Source organism: Micromonospora sp. NPDC051300 (assembly GCF_044455315.1).
Classification (GTDB): domain Bacteria; phylum Actinomycetota; class Actinomycetes; order Mycobacteriales; family Micromonosporaceae; genus Micromonospora; species Micromonospora robiginosa.
This window is the reverse complement of sequence record NZ_JBITEP010000031.1, coordinates 1-18,500: the sequence shown is the minus strand read 5'-3', so window position 1 is coordinate 18,500 and position 18,500 is coordinate 1. Positions and strand designations below refer to the sequence as shown.

Here is an 18,500-nt window from a genome sequence, read left to right as displayed (position 1 = left end):
CATTGTCGCGTCTCACGCGTCGCGCCGACGGAGCAGGAGGCCGCCGCCGAGGATCGTCAGGGCCGCGTACCCGCACATCAGCAGCACGCTGATCCAGCCGACGAACAGCCCGGGGGTCGGCTGGATCACCGCGACGGAGTTGAGCAGCATCAGCAGCGGGACGAAGCGGCCGACCGCGATGCCGTCCGCACCGAACAGGCCGATCGCGAACGACGGGACGAACACCAGCGCGAACAGCGTGCCGATCGCGGCGCCGGAGTGCCGTACGACAGTCCCGACGCCCACCCCGATCAGCGCGGTGGCGGCCAGGTAGCAGCCGGTCAGCAGCACCGCCCGCAGGATCCGCGGGTCGCCGAGGGAGGCGGTCGGGATGGCGGTGCCACGGATCGCGAGCTGCCCGCCCAGGTAGCCGGCGAAGCTGGCGAGCAGGCCGACGACGAGCGCCGCGCCGCCGCCGACGGCGACCTTCGCGGCCAGGACGGTCCGGCGGCGGGGGACGGCGGCGAACGTCGAACGGATCATCCCGGTGCCGTACTCGCCGGTCACGGTGAGGACGCCGAGCGCGCCGAGCAGGAGTTGGGCCAGGATGGCGCCGCTCAGGCTGTTGTTCAGGATCTGGGCGGTGGTGGCCACCGGCGTGTGCGAGCGATAGCCGAGACCCACCCCGACGCCTGTTGCCGCCATCGACGCCACCGCCGCGCCGGCCAGCCACCACGTCGACCGGACGCTGGTCAGCTTGATCCGTTCCATCCGGGCCGCGTGCCGGAATCCGTAGCCGCTCATCGCACGTCCGTTCCGCGGTAGTCGGTGGCCGGCGAGGTGAGCCGGAAGAAGGCGTCCTCCAGGGTGTCGTCGCCGGCGGCGAGTTCGGCGACGGTCGTCTCGGCCAGCAGCCGGCCCCGGCCGATCACCACCAGCCGGTCCGCGGTCAGCGCCGTCTCGGCGATCAGGTGGCTGGACACGAACACGGTCCGGCCCTCGGCGGCGAGCCCGCGCAGCAGGTCCCGGATCCACCGGATGCCCTCCGGGTCCAACCCGTTGACCGGCTCGTCGAGCAGGAGGACGGCCGGGTCGCCGAGCAGCGCCACCGCGACCCCGAGCCGCTGGCGCATGCCGAGCGAGTAGGTGCCGGCGCGACGCGACGCGGCGTCGGCCAGGCCGACCACGCGCAGCACCCGCTCGACCCGGGCACCGGGGATGTCGTTGCTCAGGGCCAGCGCGGACAGGTGCGCGCGGGCGCTGCGGCCGGGGTGGAACGCCCCGGTGTCGAGCAGCGCGCCGACGGTCCGCAGCGGCCAGGTCAGGTCCCGGTAAGGGACGCCACCGACAAGCGCCTCGCCGTGGTCCGGTGCGTCCAGGCCGAGGATCATCCGCATGGTGGTGGACTTGCCGGATCCGTTCGGGCCGAGGAAGCCGGTCACCACGCCAGGCCGGACCCGGACGGTGAGCCTGTCCACGGCGGTCCGGTTCCCGTAGCGTTTGGTCAACTCACGTAGTTCGATCACGGGATCGACGCTAGGCATCGCGTTCGGCAGCGGTAAGCCGGAAACCATCCGACCTGGTCCGGGGGTTTCCACCCCCAAGGGCGGGCTACCGTTCCAGGGCGACAGCGGGATCCGCCGTCGTACACATGTTCCATCCACAGGCTGTGGACGCCGAGAGGACCGGATGAGTTACCAGCTCAGCGCCGTGGTCGCCGACGTCGAGCTGCTCCGCGAGCAGACCGCCGACCTGGACCACGCGGTGCTCGCCGCGCTTCGGCAGGACTTCGCGCTGCTGCCGGTCACCCCGCAGCTCGTGCAGGAGCTGACCGGCCGGCCGCCGGACTTCGCCTCCGACGAGCCGTGCGCCGAGCGCCCGTTCGAACTGGTCCTGTCGCCGCCACTGGCGGAGCTGCTGGCCCGCTGGTCGAGGGGCGGGCCGGTGGCCTACCTGGAGGCGGAGTTCGCCGGCGGCCTCGGGCACCAGTCGGCGGTGGTGTGGCTGGGCGGCGACGTGAGCTGGGGGCCGCGCTACGACGACGCGCTGGACCGGCCGCGCGCCGAGTGGCCGATCAACAGGGCGCTGACCCGGCTGGGCGTCGAGCCGGGCGCGTGGATCGACCCGTTCGCCGAGCTGGGCCTGCACCTGGAGCGCGACACGGACGGCTGGCTGGCGCACGGCCGGCGCGGGTTGTCCGCCGACTACTGGGACGAGCTGGCCGACGAGTGGGAACTGCGCCAATCCGGCCCGCACCAGCAACCTCTTCGGCCCGGTCCCGTTGGGGACTGGGGGATTGCATGAAATTACGACAATTCGGCTTTATAGCCGCACTGCTGGCTGCCGCTTCCGCCGCCGGGAGCGGCGTCCGTCCACAAGGGCCCGACATCGCGGCCCGCCCGGTCGGGTCCGCAGAGGTGGTCAGCCTGGACGGCCTGCGCAACGCGGAGTTCGGCGCCACCGAGGAGGATCTGACCCGGCGTGGCCTGCTGCGCACCGACGAGGCGGCCTGCGGGCCCACCCTGGCCGGGCACGGCTCGGTCAGCCCGATCTTCGTCGACGACCGGCTCGTCCTGCTCTGGCTCGACGACCCGATGACCACCCCGGAGGGCATCGGCGCCGGCACGCCGGTCGGCGAGGTGCGCGCCGCGTACCCCGGGGCCGCCGTGCTGCCGGCGCCGCCCGGCAGCCACCGCTTCGCCGGGCTGCTCGCCCGCGACGGCGACCGCGCCTATCTCTTTCTGCACGACGGCGTCACCGTCCGCAAGGTCATCGCCGGGTACGCGGACTGGGCCCGCCGCCTCTTCGACGAGGGCGACGGCCCCTGCTGACCGTTCGCCCCGCACCATGTCCGGAACTCGACTGCGCTCGGCCGCCACACCGACGACCATCGGCCGAACCCGTCGACTGGAGGCAGAAGTTGGGCGTCCCGGACCCGTCCCGGCAGGTATTCGCCCAGATCGAATCCGCCCGGAAGCACATCTTCGAGCCACAACTCGCGGCGCTGGGCCTGTCCGCGGAGAGCATCCGTGACCAGACCGTCGAGCAGTTGGAGGAGTCGCTGGAGAAGATCAACCAGCTCATCGCCAACCCGAGCGCCGTGGGCAAGACGTCGATCAAGGTAGGCGCCCGCGGCCAGGTCATCGTCTCGGCGCCGTCGGAGGGACAGGTGGAGATCGGGCCGCTCCCGCTTCTCCTGGACCGGAAGGCCAAGATTCTCGAGCGCCTCAAGGTGCTGAAGCCCGCCGAGCAACTCGACAACCTGCGAACGGCAGTCGAGAGCGTGGATCAGCAGCCGGTGCGCGAGCGGATCGAGGCGCTGCTCGACGACATCCAGGAGCAGGCGAGGAACCTGGCGAACCAGGCCCGCGAGACGGAGGCGAGCAGCCGCGAGGCGGCCGCCAGCGAGGCGATCAAGCTGGAACAGTTCGAACGACGCGCAAAGGTCTGGCAGTCGTTCCTGGAACGGGAGTCCGTGGCGACAATCGTCGGCGCGATCATCCTGCTGGCCCTCACCGTCACCCTGGTGATCGCCATGTTCGTGAAGGTCACGCCCGCCGACGTGCTCAGCAACGCGTTCCTCATCATCCTCGGCTACTTCTTCGGGCAGTCCGTGGGACGATCCCGCTCCGGCGGGGAACCACAGTGATCCCGGCCTGGCCGGAAGCGGAGAACGCCCGGTGTGATCCGTACAGATCACACCGGGCGTTCTCGCATCTCACGAGCGGTGGCGGCGGGATTTGAACCCGCGGAGGGCGTAAACCCTCACACGCTTTCGAGGCGTGCTCCTTAGGCCACTCGGACACGCCACCGCCGACGAGGGTACAGGACCACCGGTACGGACGCCGAACCGGTATGCCGCCTGCCGGCCTGGCAGGATCTTTGCCATGAGTACGCACATCGGCGCTGAGCCGGGAGAGATCGCCGAGCGGGTCCTGATGCCGGGCGACCCGCTGCGGGCCAAGTGGATCGCGGAGACCTATCTCGAGGAGGCCCGCTGCTACACGACGGTGCGCGGCATGCTGGGCTTCACCGGGCGGTGGAACGGCGTCGACGTCTCCGTCCAGGGCTCCGGCATGGGCATGCCGTCCGCCTCCATCTACGCCCACGAGCTGATCAACGACTACGGCGTGAAGACGCTGATCCGGGTCGGCTCGTGTGGCGCCCTGACCGAGGACCTGCAACTGCGGGACGTGGTGGCGGCCATCGGCTCGTCCACCGACTCGAACATGAACCGGATGCGGTTCGACGGGCTGATCGACTACGCCCCGGTGGCCGACTTCGGCCTGCTGCGTACCTCGGTCGAGGTGGCCGAGCGGCGCGGCATCACCATGCGGGTCGGGCCGATCCTGGCCGCGGACGCCTTCTACACCGACCGGCCGGACCTGTACGACACGCTCGCCGACTACGGCGTGCTGGCGGTGGAGATGGAGTCGGCGGCGCTCTACACCATCGCGGCCCGGTTCAAGGCCCGCGCGCTGACCGTGCTGACCGTCAGCGACCACATCAAGACCGGCGAGAAGACCACGTCGCAGGAGCGTGAGCAGACCTTCGGCCAGATGGTCGAGATCGCCCTCGACACGATCGTCGCCTGACCTGTCGTTCCCGTCCGCCCGTCCCGCCACCGCCCGGTGCCGGGGCGGGCGGCTTGTTAAGAGGGGGCCCCGCCTCTGCCGAATCCGTTAACAAGGGGCCCCTCCTTACCGGAAGAACGCGCGCAGCAGCGCCGCGCTCTCCGCTTCCAGGACGCCGCCGTACACCTCCGGCCGGTGCGGGAGGCGGCGGTCGCGCAGCACGTCCCAGAGCGAGCCCACCGCGCCGGTCTTCGGCTCCCACGCCCCGAACACCACGGTCGGCACCCGGGCCAGCGCGATCGCCCCGGCGCACATGGTGCACGGCTCCAGCGTCACCACAAGCGTGCAGTCGTCCAGCCGCCATCGGCCCAGCCGGCGCGCGGCGCGGCGCAGCGCCAGCACTTCGGCGTGCGCGGTGGGGTCGCCGGTCAGTTCCCGCTCGTTGCGCCCGACGGCCAGCTCGACGCCGTCGGGGCCGTAGAGCACCGCGCCGACCGGCACGTCGTCGACGCCCTCGGCGGGCGGTCCGCCGTCCGGGCCGGTCACCGCGACCTGAAGCGCACGGCGCATCCACAGCTCGTGCCGCTGCCGGCGGCCCAGCGCGCCCGGGTCGGCCAGCCCTTCGGCGGCGCCGGGACCGACGTGCGGCGACCCGGCGGTGTCCAGCGCCGGGTCGGTCGCGTCGGCCGGTTCGGCGACGCCGGATGCCACGGACTCGCCGGGCTCAGACCTCACGCAGTTCCTCGACCTCGTCCACGCAGCCGAGCACCTGGCAGATCTCGGCGGTCACGTCGGCCGGCATGTTGCCGTCGTGGGCGCAGAGGGCGAGCAGCTTCTGGGCCGGGATGCCCAGGTCGGTGAGGAGGTCGGCGTCACCCACCGGGTCGGCCTCCGGGTCGACGGCCGGCTGCTCGTTCTCGTCGTCGCCGCCGGACGGCCGGGGCTCGTCGACGTCCTCCAGCCCGGTGACCGAGGTCTTCAGGTCACCCACCAGCAGCGCGCCCAGCCGGGACTCCTCCGCGTACGCCGAGTCGGAGCCGAAGACCCGCAGGTCCTCCCCCTCGTCCAGGCGCAGCACCACGAGGTAGGTGTCGTCGGCCTCGACGAACATCAGGGAGAGGTCGGCGTCCGGCTCGACGTCGCGCAGCCGGTCGGCGACCTCCTCGATGTCGGTGACACCCCGCAGGCTCACCTCGCCGGCGGTCCAGCCGCCGTCGACGCGCGCCACGGCAGCAGCGAAGTACGACACGGTCCCCCCAAATTGGCCTCGGCAGCACGCCGACACGTCACGCGATGCACGTTAACCGGTCGGGTCGGCAGGCGACCGGTCAACGCCCCGTAAGGGGCCGGCCGTTCCTGGAGAAAGTCGGTCAGCCGGCGACGCGCCGGCGGGTGGCGATCAGTTGGCGCAGACGTTCGCTGCGCGCCCGCTGCGGCCGTTCGCGCTGCTGTACCGCTCGGGCGCCGGCCAACTCGGCGAGGAGTTGCAGGCGGCGGCGGCTCCGATCGGGGTCGAGCCGCGGCGGTGTGGTCCAGGCCATACGGCGAGCGTGAACCGTCACCGCCCGTACGTCAAGATGGTCTTCGCTACGCAGCGAAACCGGCACCCAAGGTCACCAGAGCGGCCAGTCGCCGGCCTGCGCCCACCGCACCACGACGATCGCCGCGGCGATGCTCCAGCCGCCGGCGGTGACGATCGCCACCCCCGTCGCCACCCCCCGGTCGCCGTGTCGGACGAGCACGGCGGCGGCCACCCAGGCGAGCCAGCCGGCGAGCAGCGTCCACCAGGCGTAGCCGGGCACGTCCCGGCCGACCAGCCCGAACAGCAGCAGCCACGCGAACGTGACCACCGCCCCGATCGCGACGCCGGCGCCGGTGACCGGGTTCGGCTCGCGGTAGCTGGGCCGCATCGGCCCGCCGGACGGGAAGAGCCCCGACGGGGTACGCGGCGGCGGCAACGCCCCCGCGCCGGGCCCGTCGGGTCGGCCGTGCCACCCGTTCGTCACCGCTGCTCCCTTCCCCCCGGACCACCCACCGACATCACACACAGTGACCGAGCGGTGCGGACCGGTCTCGGTCTTCGCCCCCACGGTAGTGGTCTGCCAGGATGACCGGATGCGCTCACCATCGACCGGACGCCGCGCGCGTCCGGCGTACCCGGTCCTGCTGCTCGTGGTGGCGCTGGCCGGCGGGTGCGGCCGTCCCGCCGCGCCGGCCGACGCGTGGCAGGACCCGAGTCCGATGGCGACCGCGGCGCAGCCGCCGGCGCCCACGGCGAGCCCGGCCCCGTCCGTGGTCTCCTCCGCCGCGCCGACCCCGACGCCGACGCGCGCGGCGGCGCGGCGGGTCTTCCCGGTGCGCGCCGGCAACGTCGACTACCACCCGACGCACGGCGGCTACCCGGGCACGGACCTCTTCGCCGACTGCGGCGAGCCGGTCGTGGCGGTCACCGACGGGGTGGTCTTGGAGGTGAACCGGGTGGACCGGTTCGACAAACGCGGGCCGCTCGGGCCGAACAACGGCGGGCTGTCGGTCTCGCTGCTCGGCGACGACGGGGTCCGCTACTACGGCTCGCACCTGAGCGCGATCGCGGCCGGCGTCGACGCCGGCGTCCGCGTCCGCGCCGGTCAGCAGCTCGGCAAGGTGGGCCGCACCGGCAACGCCAACAACGTGTGCCATCTGCACTTCGGGCTCTCTCCGAAGTGCATCGGCCACGACGACTGGTGGATCCGCCGTGGTGTGGTCTGGCCGGCGCCCTACCTGAACTCCTGGCGCAAGGGCGGCAACCGTTCCCCGGTCGCCGAGGTGACCGCATGGCAGCGCGGGCACGGCTGCCCGAAGTCGCCGGGCGGTTCCGCCGCCGGCGGCTGACCCGACGCGCGCGCCCACCGGCTCCCGACGGGCCGCCGGAGCGCGTAGGTTCCAGGACATGACTGCCCGGGATCCCCTCGCCGACCTGCGCCGGATCGCGTTCCTGCTGGAACGGGCGAACGAGGCCACCTATCGGGTCCGGGCGTTCCGGTCGGCGGCGAACGCGCTGGGCGCGCTCCCGGCCGGCGAGGTGGCCGAGCGGGCCCGCACCGGAAAGCTGACCGAGCTGGCCGGCGTCGGTGACGTCACCGCCCGCTGCGTGGTCGAGTCGCTGGCCGGCGAGGAGCCGGTCTACCTGCGCCGGCTGCTCGCGACCGAGGGCGCCGACCTGGACGAGGCGGCGGCGAAGCTGCGGGACGCGCTGCGCGGCGACTGCCACAGCCACTCGGACTGGTCCGACGGCGGCTCGCCGATCGAGGAGATGGCGCTGGCCGCGGTCGAGTTGGGCCACGAATACCTGGTGCTCACCGACCACTCGCCGCGACTCAAGGTGGCCCGTGGCCTCACCGCGGATCGGCTGCGCCGGCAGCTCGACCACGTGGCCGCGGTCAACGAGGCGCTGCCGACGGGCTTCCGCATCCTCACCGGCATCGAGGTGGACATCCTCGCCGACGGTTCGCTCGACCAGGACGACGAGCTGCTGGCCCGGCTGGACGTGGTGGTCGGCTCGGTGCACAGCGGCCTGAGCGACGACCGGGCGAAGATGACCCGCCGGATGCTGGCCGCGATCGCCAACCCGCACCTGGACATCCTCGGGCACTGCACCGGCCGGATGGTGTCGTCCCGGCCGGCCGGGGTGACCGGGCCGGGCGACAGGGGGCACCGGGCGCGCACCCGCAAGGAGAGCGACTTCGACGCGGACGCGGTCTTCGCCGCCTGCGCGGAGCACGACGTGGCCGTCGAGATCAACTCGCGGCCGGAGCGGCAGGACCCGCCGAAGCGGTTGATCCGCCGCGCCCTGGAGGCCGGCTGCCGGTTCGCCATCGACACCGACGCGCACGCTCCCGGTCAGCTCGACTGGCAGCGGTTCGGCTGCGAGCGGGCGGCCCGCTGCGGCGTACCGGCCGACCGGGTGGTCAACACCTGGACGGCCGACCGCCTGGTGAAGTGGACGGCGGGCCGGGGCTGAGCGGTCAGCCCCGGGCGGCCGGCTCGACCGTGCGGGTGGCGGCCGGCGCCGGCGCCGGCGCGCTGCGCCGCCGGCCGAACAGGCCCTGCGCGACCGCCACGCCGACGAGCACCACGAGCGCGCCCACCGGCTGGTGCCAGTTCATCCGCTCGCCGAGCACCACGGCGCCGACAAGCACCGCGAAGACCGGGATCAGGTAGGTCACGGTGGACGCCGTGCTCGCGCCGGCCAGCCGGATGTTGCGCATGTTGATCACGAAGGCCAGCCCGGTGCCGAGCGCGCCGAGCGCGAGCACGCAGGCCACCACCCGCGCCGAGAGGCCGGTCGGCGCCGGCGGCGCGCCGGCCATCAGCGGCGCGACAAGCGCGAGCTGCGCGGTCGCCACGAGCAACTGCGCCGCCGAGAGCGACAGCCCGGAGTACGCGCTGCCCGCGATGAACTTCTTCTGGTAGGGAATCGCCACGCCGTAGCAGGCCGCCGCGCCGAAGCACATGAGCTGTCCGGTGAAGTGGGCCCCGCCGACGCCCTCCCAGACGCCGAGCACCACGAGCACCCCGGCGAAGCCCAGGGCCAGCCCGATCGCCCGGCGCGCGGTCAGCCGCTCGGTGCGGAACACCAGCACCGCCAGCGGCAGCACGATCAGCGGCGTGGTGGCGTTCCAGATGCCGGCGAGCATCGACTCGACCCGCTGCTCGCCGAAGCCGAACAGCGTGAACGGCAGCGCGACGCCGAACGCGGCCACCACCAGCAGGTGCGCCCAGACGCGGGGCTCGCGGGGCAGCCGGTCGCGCAGCACGGCCAGCACCACGAGCAGCGTGGCCGCGCCGGTGGCGACCCGGTAGAGGGTGAGGTGCACCGGGTGCAGCTCGGTCACCCCCACCTTGATGAAGAGGAAGCTGGAACCCCAGATCGCGGCCAGTGCGACGAAGCCCGGCAGCCAACTGCGCAGCGGGGCCCGGTCAGGAGCGGTGTCGACGTTCACCCCTGACACTCTGCTCTCCGGGTACGACGATGTCGCGCGAAATTCGGCCGCGGTGTCGACCGCCACAGCAACCGACTTACAGTGGAGACGTTGACCGGTCGAGGAGGTGACACGTCGATGGCCGCGCCCCTGCGTTTCGATCCGCTCGTCGATTTCGACGGCATGTGGACCACCCGGCTCGCCGACCGTTACCTCCCGTTGCGCGAGCTGCCCCATGCGCGCTACGAGTGCATCGACGGCAGGCTGGTCATGACCCCCGCCGAGACCGGCACCAACAGCTATGCCGAGGGTGAGCTGAGCCACCTGCTCAAGCCGGCGGCGAAGGAGGCCGGCTTCTACGTCTTCGGGCAGGTGAACCTGACCTTCACCCCCGACCGCTGGATCAAGCCCGACCTCACGATCCTGCACACCCTGCCCGCGAGCGACCAGGAGGATCGCTGGATCCCGGTACGGCTGTGCACGATGGCGGTCGAGTTCGTGTCGCCGGGAAGCCGGCGGCAGGACTTCGTGGACAAGCCGCGCCTCTGCGCCGAGGCCGGGGTGCCGTATTTCATGCGGGTGCAGATCGCCCGGCAGATCCGGCACGTCGGCGTCGAGTTCCTCACGCTCGACAACGGCAGCTACCTCAGTACGGCCCAGGCGGTCAGCGGTCAACGGCTCAAGGTCGGACTGCCCTTCCCGATCGACTTCGACCCGGCTGATCTGCTGCCCTGAACACGGCAAACATGGTCGACACCGGGGTGCCCCGGTCACGTAGTCTCGCGCGGTGGGACGAATCGATGACCTCGCCAACCGGTACGTGGACCAGTGGGCTCCGCTGAGCCCGACCGGCGCCACCTACGTCGGCATCGCCGGCTACGACGACCAGCTCGACGACCTCTCGCCCGACGGCTACGCGGCCCGCGCCGACCTGGTCCGGCGCACGCTCACCGAGCTCGACGTGGCCGAGCCGGAGACCGAGGCGGAGCGGACCGCCCAGGAGGCGATGCAGGAACGCCTCGGCCTCGAACTCGCCCGCTACGACAGCGGCGAGACCACCAGCGAGGTCAGCGTGATCGAGAGCGGCCTGCACGAGCTGCGGATGGTCTTCGACCTGATGCCGACCGACGGCGAGGAGGCCAAGGCCAACGTGGCCACCCGGCTCAACCGCTTCGCGTCGGCGCTTGACGCCTACAAGCGCACCCTGCGCGAGGCGGCCGCCAACGGCCGGGTCAGTTCGCAGGTGCAGCTCGTCGAGGTCGCCAAGCAGTGCGACACCTGGGTCGACCCGGACGGCGACAACTTCTTCCACGGCCTGGTCGAACGCCTCGACGCGGACGGCACGCTCGGCGCGGAGCTGCGCAAGGGCGCCGCCGCCGCGACCGCGGCCACCGCCGAGTTCGGGCAGTTCCTCCGCACCGAGCTGGCCCCGGTGGGGCGGCAGAAGCAGGCCGCCGGCCGGGAACGCTACGAACTGGCCTCGCAGTACTTCCTCGGCGCGAAGGTCGACCTGGACGAGACGTACGCCTGGGGGTTCGCGGAGCTGGCCCGGCTGGAGGCCGACATGCGGACGGTGTCCGGCCGGATCGCCGGTCCCGGCGCCACCATCGACGACGCGGTACGCGCGCTCGACGCCGACCCGGCGCGCACGGTCCGGGGCAAGGAGGCGTTCCGCGACTGGATGCAGGCGCTCGCCGACCGGGCGATCAGCGAGCTGGACGGCACCCACTTCGACATCCCGGAGCAGGTCCGCCGGATCGAGTGCCGCCTCGCGCCGACGAGCGACGGGGCGATCTACTACACCGGTCCGAGCGAGGACTTCTCCCGTCCAGGGCGGATGTGGTGGGCGGTGCCGCAGGGCATCACCGAGTTCTCCACCTGGCGCGAGGTGACCACGGTCTACCACGAGGGCGTGCCGGGTCACCACCTGCAGGTCGCGCAGACCGCCGTCCGGGCCGACCTGCTCAACCGCTGGCAGCGGCTGCTCTGCTGGGTGTCCGGGCACGGCGAGGGCTGGGCGCTCTACTCCGAGCGGCTGATGGACGAGCTGGGCTACCTGGAGGACCCGGGTGACCGGCTGGGCATGCTCGACGGGCAGGCGCTGCGTGCCGCCCGGGTGATCGTCGACATCGGCATGCACCTGGAGCTGGAGATCCCGGCGGACAACCCGTTCGGCTTCCACCCGGGCGAGCGCTGGACGCCGGAACTGGGGTGGGAGTTCATGCGGGCGCACTGCCGGGTGCCGGACGAGAACCTGCGCTTCGAGCTGAACCGCTATCTCGGCTGGCCGGGTCAGGCCCCCTCGTACAAGGTGGGCGAGCGGATCTGGTTGCAGGCGCGCGAGGAGGCGAAGGCCCGCAAGGGCGCCGACTTCGACCTGAAGGAGTTCCACCGCCAGGCGCTCGACCTGGGCGCGCTGGGGCTGGACCCGCTGCGCCGGGCGCTGGCCCGCCTCTGAGTTTCTGGCGACGGCGACGGCCGGGAGCCGGAGGAATCACCCTCCGACTCCCGGCCGTTTCGTCGTGCCGGTCAGGCCAGGTCGAGCCGGAGCACCGGCTCGGCGGTGAGCGACTTCGAGTGCTCGTAGGCCAGCTCGATCACCGGGTCGTCGAAGCTGATCGGGATCGGCGAGGTGATCGGGATGCCGTCCGGGAACGGCAGGTCCGGCGTCAGCGTGATCTTGATGCCGAGCAGGTGCCCGACGAACCGGGTGGCGTAGAAGGCGACGTCGCCCTCGACGGTGAGCCGGTCCGTGACGTACCGCTGCTTCTTGCCGGCCGGGCCGCTGGCCAGCAGCGTGAAGTCGTCCGTGACGGCCTTCTTCATGGTGAACTTCAGGCACTTGAGCTTGCCGTCGTGGGTGGGCAGCTCGACGATCCCCTCGAAGCGCAGCCCGGTCATGGTCACCTTGGAGCCGGTGAGCCGCGACGGCGGGTCGGCGACGATCGGCTGGTCGGGGTCGGCGGCGAGCTTGGGCAGCGGCTTGCCCTCCTCGACCGGCTTCGGCTTGGTCGGGGCCGGCTCGGCGCAGTCGTCGCCGGACGTCGCCGGGGCGGACGGCTTGGCGCTGCCGCTGGGCTTCGGCGTGGCGCTGCCGCTCGGGGACGCGGCGGCGGCCGCCGCCGTCGAGGGTGACGGGGACGGCGACGCCTCGGTCTTGTCGTTCCTGCCGGTGAACAGGCCGGTGATGCCGTCGACCAGGTCGGTCAGCAGGTTGCCGTCCGACTCCGGGGCCGGCTCGGCCGGCGGGGTGGTGCTCGGGCTCGCCGACGGGGAGGCCGGGGCGGTCTTCGAGGCGGTCGGCTTCGGCGCGGGCGCCGTCGTGGTCGGGCAGGCCGCCGGCGCGGCGAGCGCGGGTCGCTCGTCGCGGACCGCGAGCAGTCCGGCCGCGGAGACCGCCAGGACCAGCAGGATCGCGTACGCCCGGGGCGGGTGCCCCGGGCCGCGCGGCGCGTCCGGCCCGGCCGGTTCGACGGGCGACGCCTCACGCAGCGGGTTACGGGGCTCCGGCAGCGTGTCGGTGAGGACGCCCGTGGTCTCGTCCTCCCGCTGCCGGGGCAGCAGTTCGTCCACCAGGGCCGGCTCCGGCTCGTCGACCGGCTCCGCCACCGGCTCGTCGGCCGGCTCCGCCGGCGTCACGTGGGCGTCCTTGCGGGGCACCCAGGCGAAGCCGAGCGCGCTGCCGATCATGCCGAGCAGCAGGCCGATGAAGAACCCGCCGAGGTTGACCCCGATCAGCGAGTAGAGCGCGGTGATCGCCGCGACCACCGAGTAGAACATCCGCTGGGCCGGGCTGAACCAGAGCAGCATGCCGCAGGTCACGAGGATGGTCGGGACGAGCCAGGACAGGAAGCCGGTGGGCCCCATCTGGAACGTGAGGCCGTTGAGGCTCATCTGGGTGGTGGCGAAGATCTCCAGGCCGGCCAGGGCGGTGAGGAGACCGCCCCAGAACGGCCGTGCCCGGCGCCACCGGCGGAAGCCACGCCACGCCTGGCCGAGCCGACCGGGCCGGGCCTGCTGCGTTTCGGCGGTTGTCACGTACTCCTCCTGGCGGTGCTGACGGGGTGCGACGTGGTCGAGGCCCGCGGAGGGCGCCCTCCGCGGGCCTCGCCATCAGATCAGAAGCATTCCTTGGCGTCCTTGCCCACGTTGACCTTCAGCTTCAGGCCGTTGAGGGTGAAGACGCCGGCGCTGGTGGAGCGGGCCACCTGCTCCAGCTTCGTGATGGTCACCGAGTCGGCGCTCTGCCCGAACGCGCCGGGCTGACCCTTCGTCTTGTTCAGGTCGTTGGCGTCGCGGCCGATCTGGATGTTCTCGAAGGTGGCGTCACCCTCGAGCGACTCCATGTCGATCAGCAGGTTAGTGGCCGTGGCCGGCTTGCCGCCGCCACCGGCGTTGATGGTCAGCACGATCGGCACGCCGGGGATGCTGGCGTTCACCGACTGGCAGAGGTCGTAGAGCTTCGCGTCGGCGATCTCGGAGACGGCGACCGGGTGCTGGGTGCCGTTCTTCTCCTGGACCAGGCCGCCGTACTGCTTGAAGCCGTTGCCCTCCAGCTTGGAGGCGCCGACCTTGAAGGTCTGGCCCGACACCGCGAACGACGCCGCGATCGCGCCGTTGGCCATGCCGAGCACGATGCCGCCGGCCACGACGGTCGCCGGGACCATCATCGCGGCGAAGCGCCGCCAGCGGGTGCCACCACTCATCTGGCGGTTCTCCGATTCACTCACAAGGTCCTCCTCGACGGGGGTGCGTCTCCGGACGCGGGACGCGACGCGGGACGGGAAAGCTGCGGGGCGGCGCGGGAGGCCGTTGTGCCGAACGGGCCGCGCGGTTCGCGGATTGGATGCTCTCGCGAAGCGACAGACCTCACAAGTCCCTTGCTACTGACGGGTAACACAGTTGTGGTATCAAGATCGCCTACGGTTACCAACGGTTAACGTCCCGGCAACAAGGAGGCCCGGACAAACCGCCGCCATTACGACACGATGGCGGACAGGTTTCACCTGTGGTAGCCGTCACGACGAAACATCACAGTTCGATAACGGCGAGCTGACAAGCCGCTGAGGGTGAGGCGCCGATCACCCGTCCGGTCAGGCCCGGACGCCGACCGGAGCCGGCTCAGCCCCGCCCGTCCAACCACGACCTCAGCAGGTGGCGATCGATCGAGTCGATCCGGCCGAGCGGACGCCCGGCCGCGACCCGGTCGCGCAACTCCGCCCGGGTGAACCAGCGCGCCTCCACCACCTCGTCGCCGTCGACCCGCACCCGGGTCGACACCGCGGTCGCCCGGAAACCGACCATCAGCCCGGCCGGGAACGGCCACGCCTGCGAGCCCTGGTAGGTCACCTCGCCCACGGCCACGCCGGCCTCCTCGGACACCTCCCGCCGGACCGCGTCCTCCAGGCTCTCGCCGATCTCCACGAACCCGGCAAGCGTCGACCAGGAGTCCTCCGCCGCGCCGCGGTGCCGGGCCAGCAGGCAGCGCCCCGGCTCACCGGGCGCCTCGACGAGCATGATGACCGCCGGCTCGATCCGGGGGAACAGCAGGCGGCCACACCCCGAGCCGGCGCAGGAGCGGGTCTGGCCACCCGGGCCGGCCACCGTTGCCGCGCCGCAGGCACCGCAGAACCGCTGGCCGCGGTGCCAGTGCAGCAACCCCTTCGCGTACGCCTGGACGGCCGCCTCGGCCGGCTCCAGCCCGCCCACCAGTGCCCGGACGTCCACCGCCTCGGCCGCGTCGGCCAGCGCGCACGCCTCGTCGCCGTCGAGGCCGGAGAGGTCGGCGGCGAACACCGCCCGCCCCGCGTCCAGCCCGAGGAAGACCGTCCCGTCGGCGGCGGCGAGCAGCTCGACCGCGTCGACAGCCGGCCGGCGCACCGGCGCCCGCGCCGAGTCGACCAGGCACCGGTCCCGCCACAGCGGCAGCACCACGCTCGCCGGGTCGCTCAACCGCTCGGCGAGCCACCCGGGGTCACCGCGCAGCGCCGCCGCCCGGTCCAGCCACCCACCGCCGTACGCCACCACCCGGTCGTCCGTCCGCACCCGCCCACCGTGTCACGACCAGGGCCGGAACGGGGACCCGAAACGGGTGATCGGTGCGACACCTCCGCGCGCCCGACACGACCTCCCGGCCGGAGACTCCCGACCGGCCCGAGCGTTGGTTACCGTAGGTGTCTCCCGCGGGAAGCAGTCCCCGCACGCGTATTCCGATCGAGGTTGCAGTGACGATGAGCGGCGAGAAGATGCCGGCTGCCGACGACCGGCCCACCGTCAAGGTAGCGGCGGTGAGCTGGCCCGGAGTCGAGCTGGAGCCGGTCGCCACACCGCCCGCCCCCGCCGGCGGCGAGCCGGCCCGCTCCCGGCGCCCCCGGCTGCTGCTGGCCGGCGGGCTCGTCGCCGCGCTGCTCGCCGGCGGCATCGGCCTCGGCGCCTACGCGTACGCCGGTGACGTGCCGCGCGGCACCGAGGTGCTCGGCACCGAGCTGGGCGGGCGGAGCCGGGCGGACGCCGCCCGGGCGCTCCGCGCCGAGCTGGAACGCCGGGCCGACGCGCTGAACGCGCCGCTCACCGTGACGGTGGGCGAGAAGAAGGCCGAGCTGAAGCCGGCCGACGTCGGGCTCGCCATCGACGTGGACGCCACCGTGGCGGCGGCCGCCGCCGCCGACGCGCACGCGGTGAGCCGGCTGGTCGGCTCCCGCACGGTCGAGCCGGTGGTGACCGTCGACGCCGAGCGGCTGGGCGCCGCCCTGCGCAAGGCGATGGGCAACCAGGGTCGCGAGATGACCATGCCGGCCGTCATCTGGACCGGCACCACCCCGAAGCCGGTCTACCCGAAGCCGGCGTTGACCGTGGACACGGCCGGCGCGACCCGGACGGTCACCGCGGCGTGGCTGGCCGCCCAGCCGGTCACCGTGCCGCTGGTGGAGAAGTGGCCGGCGACCACCCGGGAGGAACTCGACCGGCTCGTCGCCGAGCTGGCCCGGCCGGCCGTCGCCGCGCCGGTCACGCTCACCACCGACGGTGGCTCGGTCACCATCCCGCCCGCCGCCATCGCGCGGGCGCTGCGTTTCTCCACCGACGACGACGGCACGGTCACCCCGAGGGTCGACGTCAAGCGGCTGCGCGCCGCGCTCGGCGGCAAGCTGGCCACGCTCGAGGTGGAGCCGCGCGACGCCGGGTTGACCATCGCCGGCGGCAAGCCGAAGGTGGTGCCCAGCCGCGCGGGCCGCCAGGTCGACGCGGCCGCGCTGGGCCCCGCCCTGCTCGCGGTGCTGCCGAAGTCGACCGACCGCACGGTCACCGCCGAGCTGAAGCCGGCCACGCCGGAGCTGACCGAGGCGAAGCTGGCCGAGCTGGGCATCAAGGAGCGGGTCTCCACCTTCACCACCCGGTTCACCGGCGGTCTCTCCTCCCCGCGCAGCCAGAACATCGTGCAGGCGGCCAAGGACGTGGACGGCACCATCGTGAAGCCGGGGGAGACGTTCTCGCTCAACGCCCACACCGGTGAGCGCGGCTACGACCAGGGCTACCAGGACGCGCCGACGATCGTGAACGGCAAGCTGGTGCCGGGCGTGGGCGGTGGCGTCTCGCAGTTCACCACCACGCTGTTCAACGCCACCTACTACGCCGGGATGCAGGACGTCGAGCACAAGCCGCACTCGTTCTACTTCAGCCGCTACCCGGCCGTGATCGAGTCGACCATCTACTGGCCGCAGCTCGACTTCAAGTTCCGCAACGACACGCCGCACGGCGTCCTCATCGACACCTCGTACACCGGTAGCTCGATCACCGTGTCGATCTGGAGCACCAAGATCTACGACAGCGTGAAGACCGAGTACGGCCCGCGCCGGAACGTCACCCAGCCGAAGACCGTCTACCTCAAGCCCGGCCCGGACTGTATCTCGGCGGCCGGCGGCGTCGGGTTCGCCCAGGACGCGTTCCGGGTCATCAAGAAGGACGGCAAGGTCGTCAAGCGGGAGAAGTTCAGCTGGCGCTACGACGCCGAGCCGCGCTTCATCTGCGCCCCGGAGCCCGGTGCCTGACACGTGACACGCGAGAAGGCCCCGCCTCGGCGGGGCCTTCTTCGTCGTGTGCGTCGTCAGGGCCGTGCCGCGGCCAGTCCCTCCCGGACGCCGTCCGCGTCGCGGTCGGTGCCGTAGACCGGAGTGTCCGGCTGCTGCCGCCAGCTCTCGTCCAGGGTGCCCGCGTCGACCGGGTCGAAGCCCAGCTCGTCCACCAGCCCCATGACGACCTGCTTGGCGTCCGCGTCGTCGCCGGCGACCGGCAGGGCGATGCGACCAGCGGTGCCCGCCGGCTTGCCCTCGTCCATCAGGTGCGCCGCCTGGATGTTGTTGAACGCCTTCACCACCCGGGCGCTCTTGAGGTGGTCGGCGGTCCACCGGCTGGAACTGAGGCTGCGGTCGAGCAGCTCGGCGACGTCGCCGTCGCGCTGCGGGTAGTAGTTGTTCGCGTCGACGACCAGCTTGCCGTCGAAGAGCGCGGCCGGAAGCTGCGGGACGGCCTTCAGCGGGATCGCGACGACCACCACCTCCGCACCCTGGACCACCTCCTCCAGGGTGCCCGCCCGCGCGCCGGTCTCGCCGGCGAGGTCGGTCAGGCTCTCCGGGCCGCGGGAGTTGGTTACCGCGACGTCGTGGCCGAGTGAACTCAGACGACGGGTGAGGGTGCCCCCGATGTGCCCCGACCCGATGATTCCGATCTCCATGACCACTCCTGTACCCCGGCCGGTCCGTTCCGTGCACGAACCCGGCCGTACGCGATGTCACGTTTTCTGGATCCGCCAGGCCGGCGGGGGACGCGTGGGGCGGTCCCGGCTCGACGGTACGAGACGCGGCGGGTCGGCCGTGGCGATTCCCGGCGGAAACGCGATGAGGGCCACCCCGTCGGGGGTGGCCCTCATTGAAAGATTGTCCGGCGGTGTCCTACTCTCCCACACCCTCCCGAGTGCAGTACCATCGGCGCT

Annotated in this window: 20 protein-coding genes and 1 tRNA gene; 9 read left to right on the top strand and 12 right to left on the bottom strand. The window is 72.5% G+C overall.

Annotation, left to right across the window (positions count from 1 at the left end; all coding sequences use genetic code 11):
* Positions 1 to 12: 12 nt before the first annotated feature.
* Positions 13 to 783, bottom strand: a complete 771-nt coding sequence (locus ACIA5A_RS26075) for an ABC transporter permease (RefSeq protein WP_396767071.1) — start codon at positions 781 to 783, stop codon at positions 13 to 15.
* Complete coding sequence (locus ACIA5A_RS26070) at positions 780 to 1,505, bottom strand: ABC transporter ATP-binding protein (RefSeq protein ID WP_396767070.1); 726 nt, start codon at positions 1,503 to 1,505, stop codon at positions 780 to 782. The genes ACIA5A_RS26075 and ACIA5A_RS26070 overlap by 4 nt, the downstream gene beginning before the upstream one ends.
* A 163-nt stretch (positions 1,506 to 1,668) precedes the next feature.
* Here ACIA5A_RS26070 and ACIA5A_RS26065 point away from each other — a divergent pair, with 163 nt between their 5' ends.
* The 3 genes from ACIA5A_RS26065 (at position 1,669) to ACIA5A_RS26055 (ending at position 3,628) form a co-directional block, all read left to right on the top strand.
* On the top strand, positions 1,669 to 2,283 hold the full coding sequence (locus tag ACIA5A_RS26065; protein ID WP_396767069.1) for a hypothetical protein: 615 nt from the start codon (positions 1,669 to 1,671) through the stop codon (positions 2,281 to 2,283).
* Between the two features lie 32 nt (positions 2,284 to 2,315).
* Positions 2,316 to 2,810 (top strand): hypothetical protein, encoded by a 495-nt coding sequence (locus ACIA5A_RS26060; protein ID WP_396767112.1) that lies wholly within the window; start codon positions 2,316 to 2,318, stop codon positions 2,808 to 2,810.
* Between the two features lie 89 nt (positions 2,811 to 2,899).
* Positions 2,900 to 3,628 carry a hypothetical protein gene (locus tag ACIA5A_RS26055; RefSeq protein WP_396767068.1) on the top strand — a complete coding sequence of 243 codons (729 nt, stop codon included), beginning with the start codon at positions 2,900 to 2,902 and terminating at the stop codon, positions 3,626 to 3,628.
* 76 nt (positions 3,629 to 3,704) lie between these two features.
* Here ACIA5A_RS26055 and ACIA5A_RS26050 read toward each other — a convergent pair.
* Positions 3,705 to 3,791, bottom strand: a tRNA-Ser gene (locus ACIA5A_RS26050).
* Positions 3,792 to 3,866: 75 nt separating this feature from the next.
* Between ACIA5A_RS26050 and deoD the strand changes: the two genes are divergently transcribed.
* Positions 3,867 to 4,574 (top strand): purine-nucleoside phosphorylase, encoded by a 708-nt coding sequence (gene deoD / locus ACIA5A_RS26045; RefSeq protein WP_396767067.1) that lies wholly within the window; start codon positions 3,867 to 3,869, stop codon positions 4,572 to 4,574.
* 105 nt (positions 4,575 to 4,679) lie between these two features.
* Here deoD and ACIA5A_RS26040 read toward each other — a convergent pair whose 3' ends face one another.
* The 4 genes from ACIA5A_RS26040 to ACIA5A_RS26025 form a co-directional block, all read right to left on the bottom strand.
* Positions 4,680 to 5,123, bottom strand: coding sequence for a nucleoside deaminase (locus tag ACIA5A_RS26040; RefSeq protein WP_396767111.1), 444 nt, complete (start codon positions 5,121 to 5,123; stop codon positions 4,680 to 4,682).
* A gap of 154 nt (positions 5,124 to 5,277) precedes the next feature.
* On the bottom strand, positions 5,278 to 5,802 hold the full coding sequence (locus ACIA5A_RS26035; RefSeq protein ID WP_181570823.1) for a tRNA adenosine deaminase-associated protein: 525 nt from the start codon (positions 5,800 to 5,802) through the stop codon (positions 5,278 to 5,280).
* A gap of 121 nt (positions 5,803 to 5,923) precedes the next feature.
* Positions 5,924 to 6,094, bottom strand: a complete 171-nt coding sequence (locus ACIA5A_RS26030) for a hypothetical protein (protein WP_175441502.1) — start codon at positions 6,092 to 6,094, stop codon at positions 5,924 to 5,926.
* 72 nt (positions 6,095 to 6,166) lie between these two features.
* The gene (locus ACIA5A_RS26025; protein ID WP_396767110.1) at positions 6,167 to 6,463 is read right to left on the bottom strand and encodes a hypothetical protein; all 297 of its coding nucleotides are present in this window, start codon (positions 6,461 to 6,463) and stop codon (positions 6,167 to 6,169) included.
* A 205-nt stretch (positions 6,464 to 6,668) separates the two neighbouring features.
* On the opposite strand from ACIA5A_RS26025, the gene ACIA5A_RS26020 reads away from it, so the two are divergent.
* Both ACIA5A_RS26020 and ACIA5A_RS26015 read left to right on the top strand, forming a co-directional pair.
* Positions 6,669 to 7,424, top strand: a complete 756-nt coding sequence (locus ACIA5A_RS26020; protein ID WP_396767066.1) for a M23 family metallopeptidase — start codon at positions 6,669 to 6,671, stop codon at positions 7,422 to 7,424.
* Positions 7,425 to 7,482: 58 nt separating this feature from the next.
* On the top strand, positions 7,483 to 8,553 hold the full coding sequence (locus ACIA5A_RS26015) for a PHP domain-containing protein (protein WP_396767065.1): 1,071 nt from the start codon (positions 7,483 to 7,485) through the stop codon (positions 8,551 to 8,553).
* A gap of 4 nt (positions 8,554 to 8,557) precedes the next feature.
* Here the strand turns inward: ACIA5A_RS26015 and ACIA5A_RS26010 are convergent, their stop codons facing one another.
* Positions 8,558 to 9,535 (bottom strand): DMT family transporter, encoded by a 978-nt coding sequence (locus ACIA5A_RS26010; RefSeq protein ID WP_396767064.1) that lies wholly within the window; start codon positions 9,533 to 9,535, stop codon positions 8,558 to 8,560.
* A 117-nt stretch (positions 9,536 to 9,652) separates the two neighbouring features.
* Here ACIA5A_RS26010 and ACIA5A_RS26005 point away from each other — a divergent pair, with 117 nt between their 5' ends.
* Both ACIA5A_RS26005 and ACIA5A_RS26000 read left to right on the top strand, forming a co-directional pair.
* The gene (locus ACIA5A_RS26005; protein ID WP_396767063.1) at positions 9,653 to 10,249 is read left to right on the top strand and encodes a Uma2 family endonuclease; all 597 of its coding nucleotides are present in this window, start codon (positions 9,653 to 9,655) and stop codon (positions 10,247 to 10,249) included.
* A 52-nt stretch (positions 10,250 to 10,301) separates the two neighbouring features.
* Positions 10,302 to 11,972, top strand: a complete 1,671-nt coding sequence (locus ACIA5A_RS26000; RefSeq protein WP_396767062.1) for a DUF885 domain-containing protein — start codon at positions 10,302 to 10,304, stop codon at positions 11,970 to 11,972.
* A gap of 71 nt (positions 11,973 to 12,043) precedes the next feature.
* Here ACIA5A_RS26000 and ACIA5A_RS25995 read toward each other — a convergent pair whose 3' ends face one another.
* From ACIA5A_RS25995 to nudC, 3 genes are all read right to left on the bottom strand, one after another.
* On the bottom strand, positions 12,044 to 13,552 hold the full coding sequence (locus ACIA5A_RS25995) for a DUF6114 domain-containing protein (protein WP_396767061.1): 1,509 nt from the start codon (positions 13,550 to 13,552) through the stop codon (positions 12,044 to 12,046).
* Positions 13,553 to 13,632: 80 nt separating this feature from the next.
* Positions 13,633 to 14,220: a DUF6230 family protein gene (locus ACIA5A_RS25990; protein ID WP_393523517.1), complete on the bottom strand. Its 588-nt coding sequence runs from the start codon at positions 14,218 to 14,220 to the stop codon at positions 13,633 to 13,635.
* 415 nt (positions 14,221 to 14,635) lie between these two features.
* Positions 14,636 to 15,559 carry an NAD(+) diphosphatase gene (gene nudC / locus ACIA5A_RS25985; protein WP_396767060.1) on the bottom strand — a complete coding sequence of 308 codons (924 nt, stop codon included), beginning with the start codon at positions 15,557 to 15,559 and terminating at the stop codon, positions 14,636 to 14,638.
* 185 nt (positions 15,560 to 15,744) lie between these two features.
* Here nudC and ACIA5A_RS25980 point away from each other — a divergent pair, with 185 nt between their 5' ends.
* Positions 15,745 to 17,559: a VanW family protein gene (locus ACIA5A_RS25980; protein ID WP_396767059.1), complete on the top strand. Its 1,815-nt coding sequence runs from the start codon at positions 15,745 to 15,747 to the stop codon at positions 17,557 to 17,559.
* 56 nt (positions 17,560 to 17,615) lie between these two features.
* On the opposite strand, the gene ACIA5A_RS25975 is transcribed toward ACIA5A_RS25980, so the two are convergent.
* The gene (locus ACIA5A_RS25975) at positions 17,616 to 18,242 is read right to left on the bottom strand and encodes an NADPH-dependent F420 reductase (RefSeq protein WP_396767058.1); all 627 of its coding nucleotides are present in this window, start codon (positions 18,240 to 18,242) and stop codon (positions 17,616 to 17,618) included.
* Positions 18,243 to 18,500: the final 258 nt, after the last annotated feature.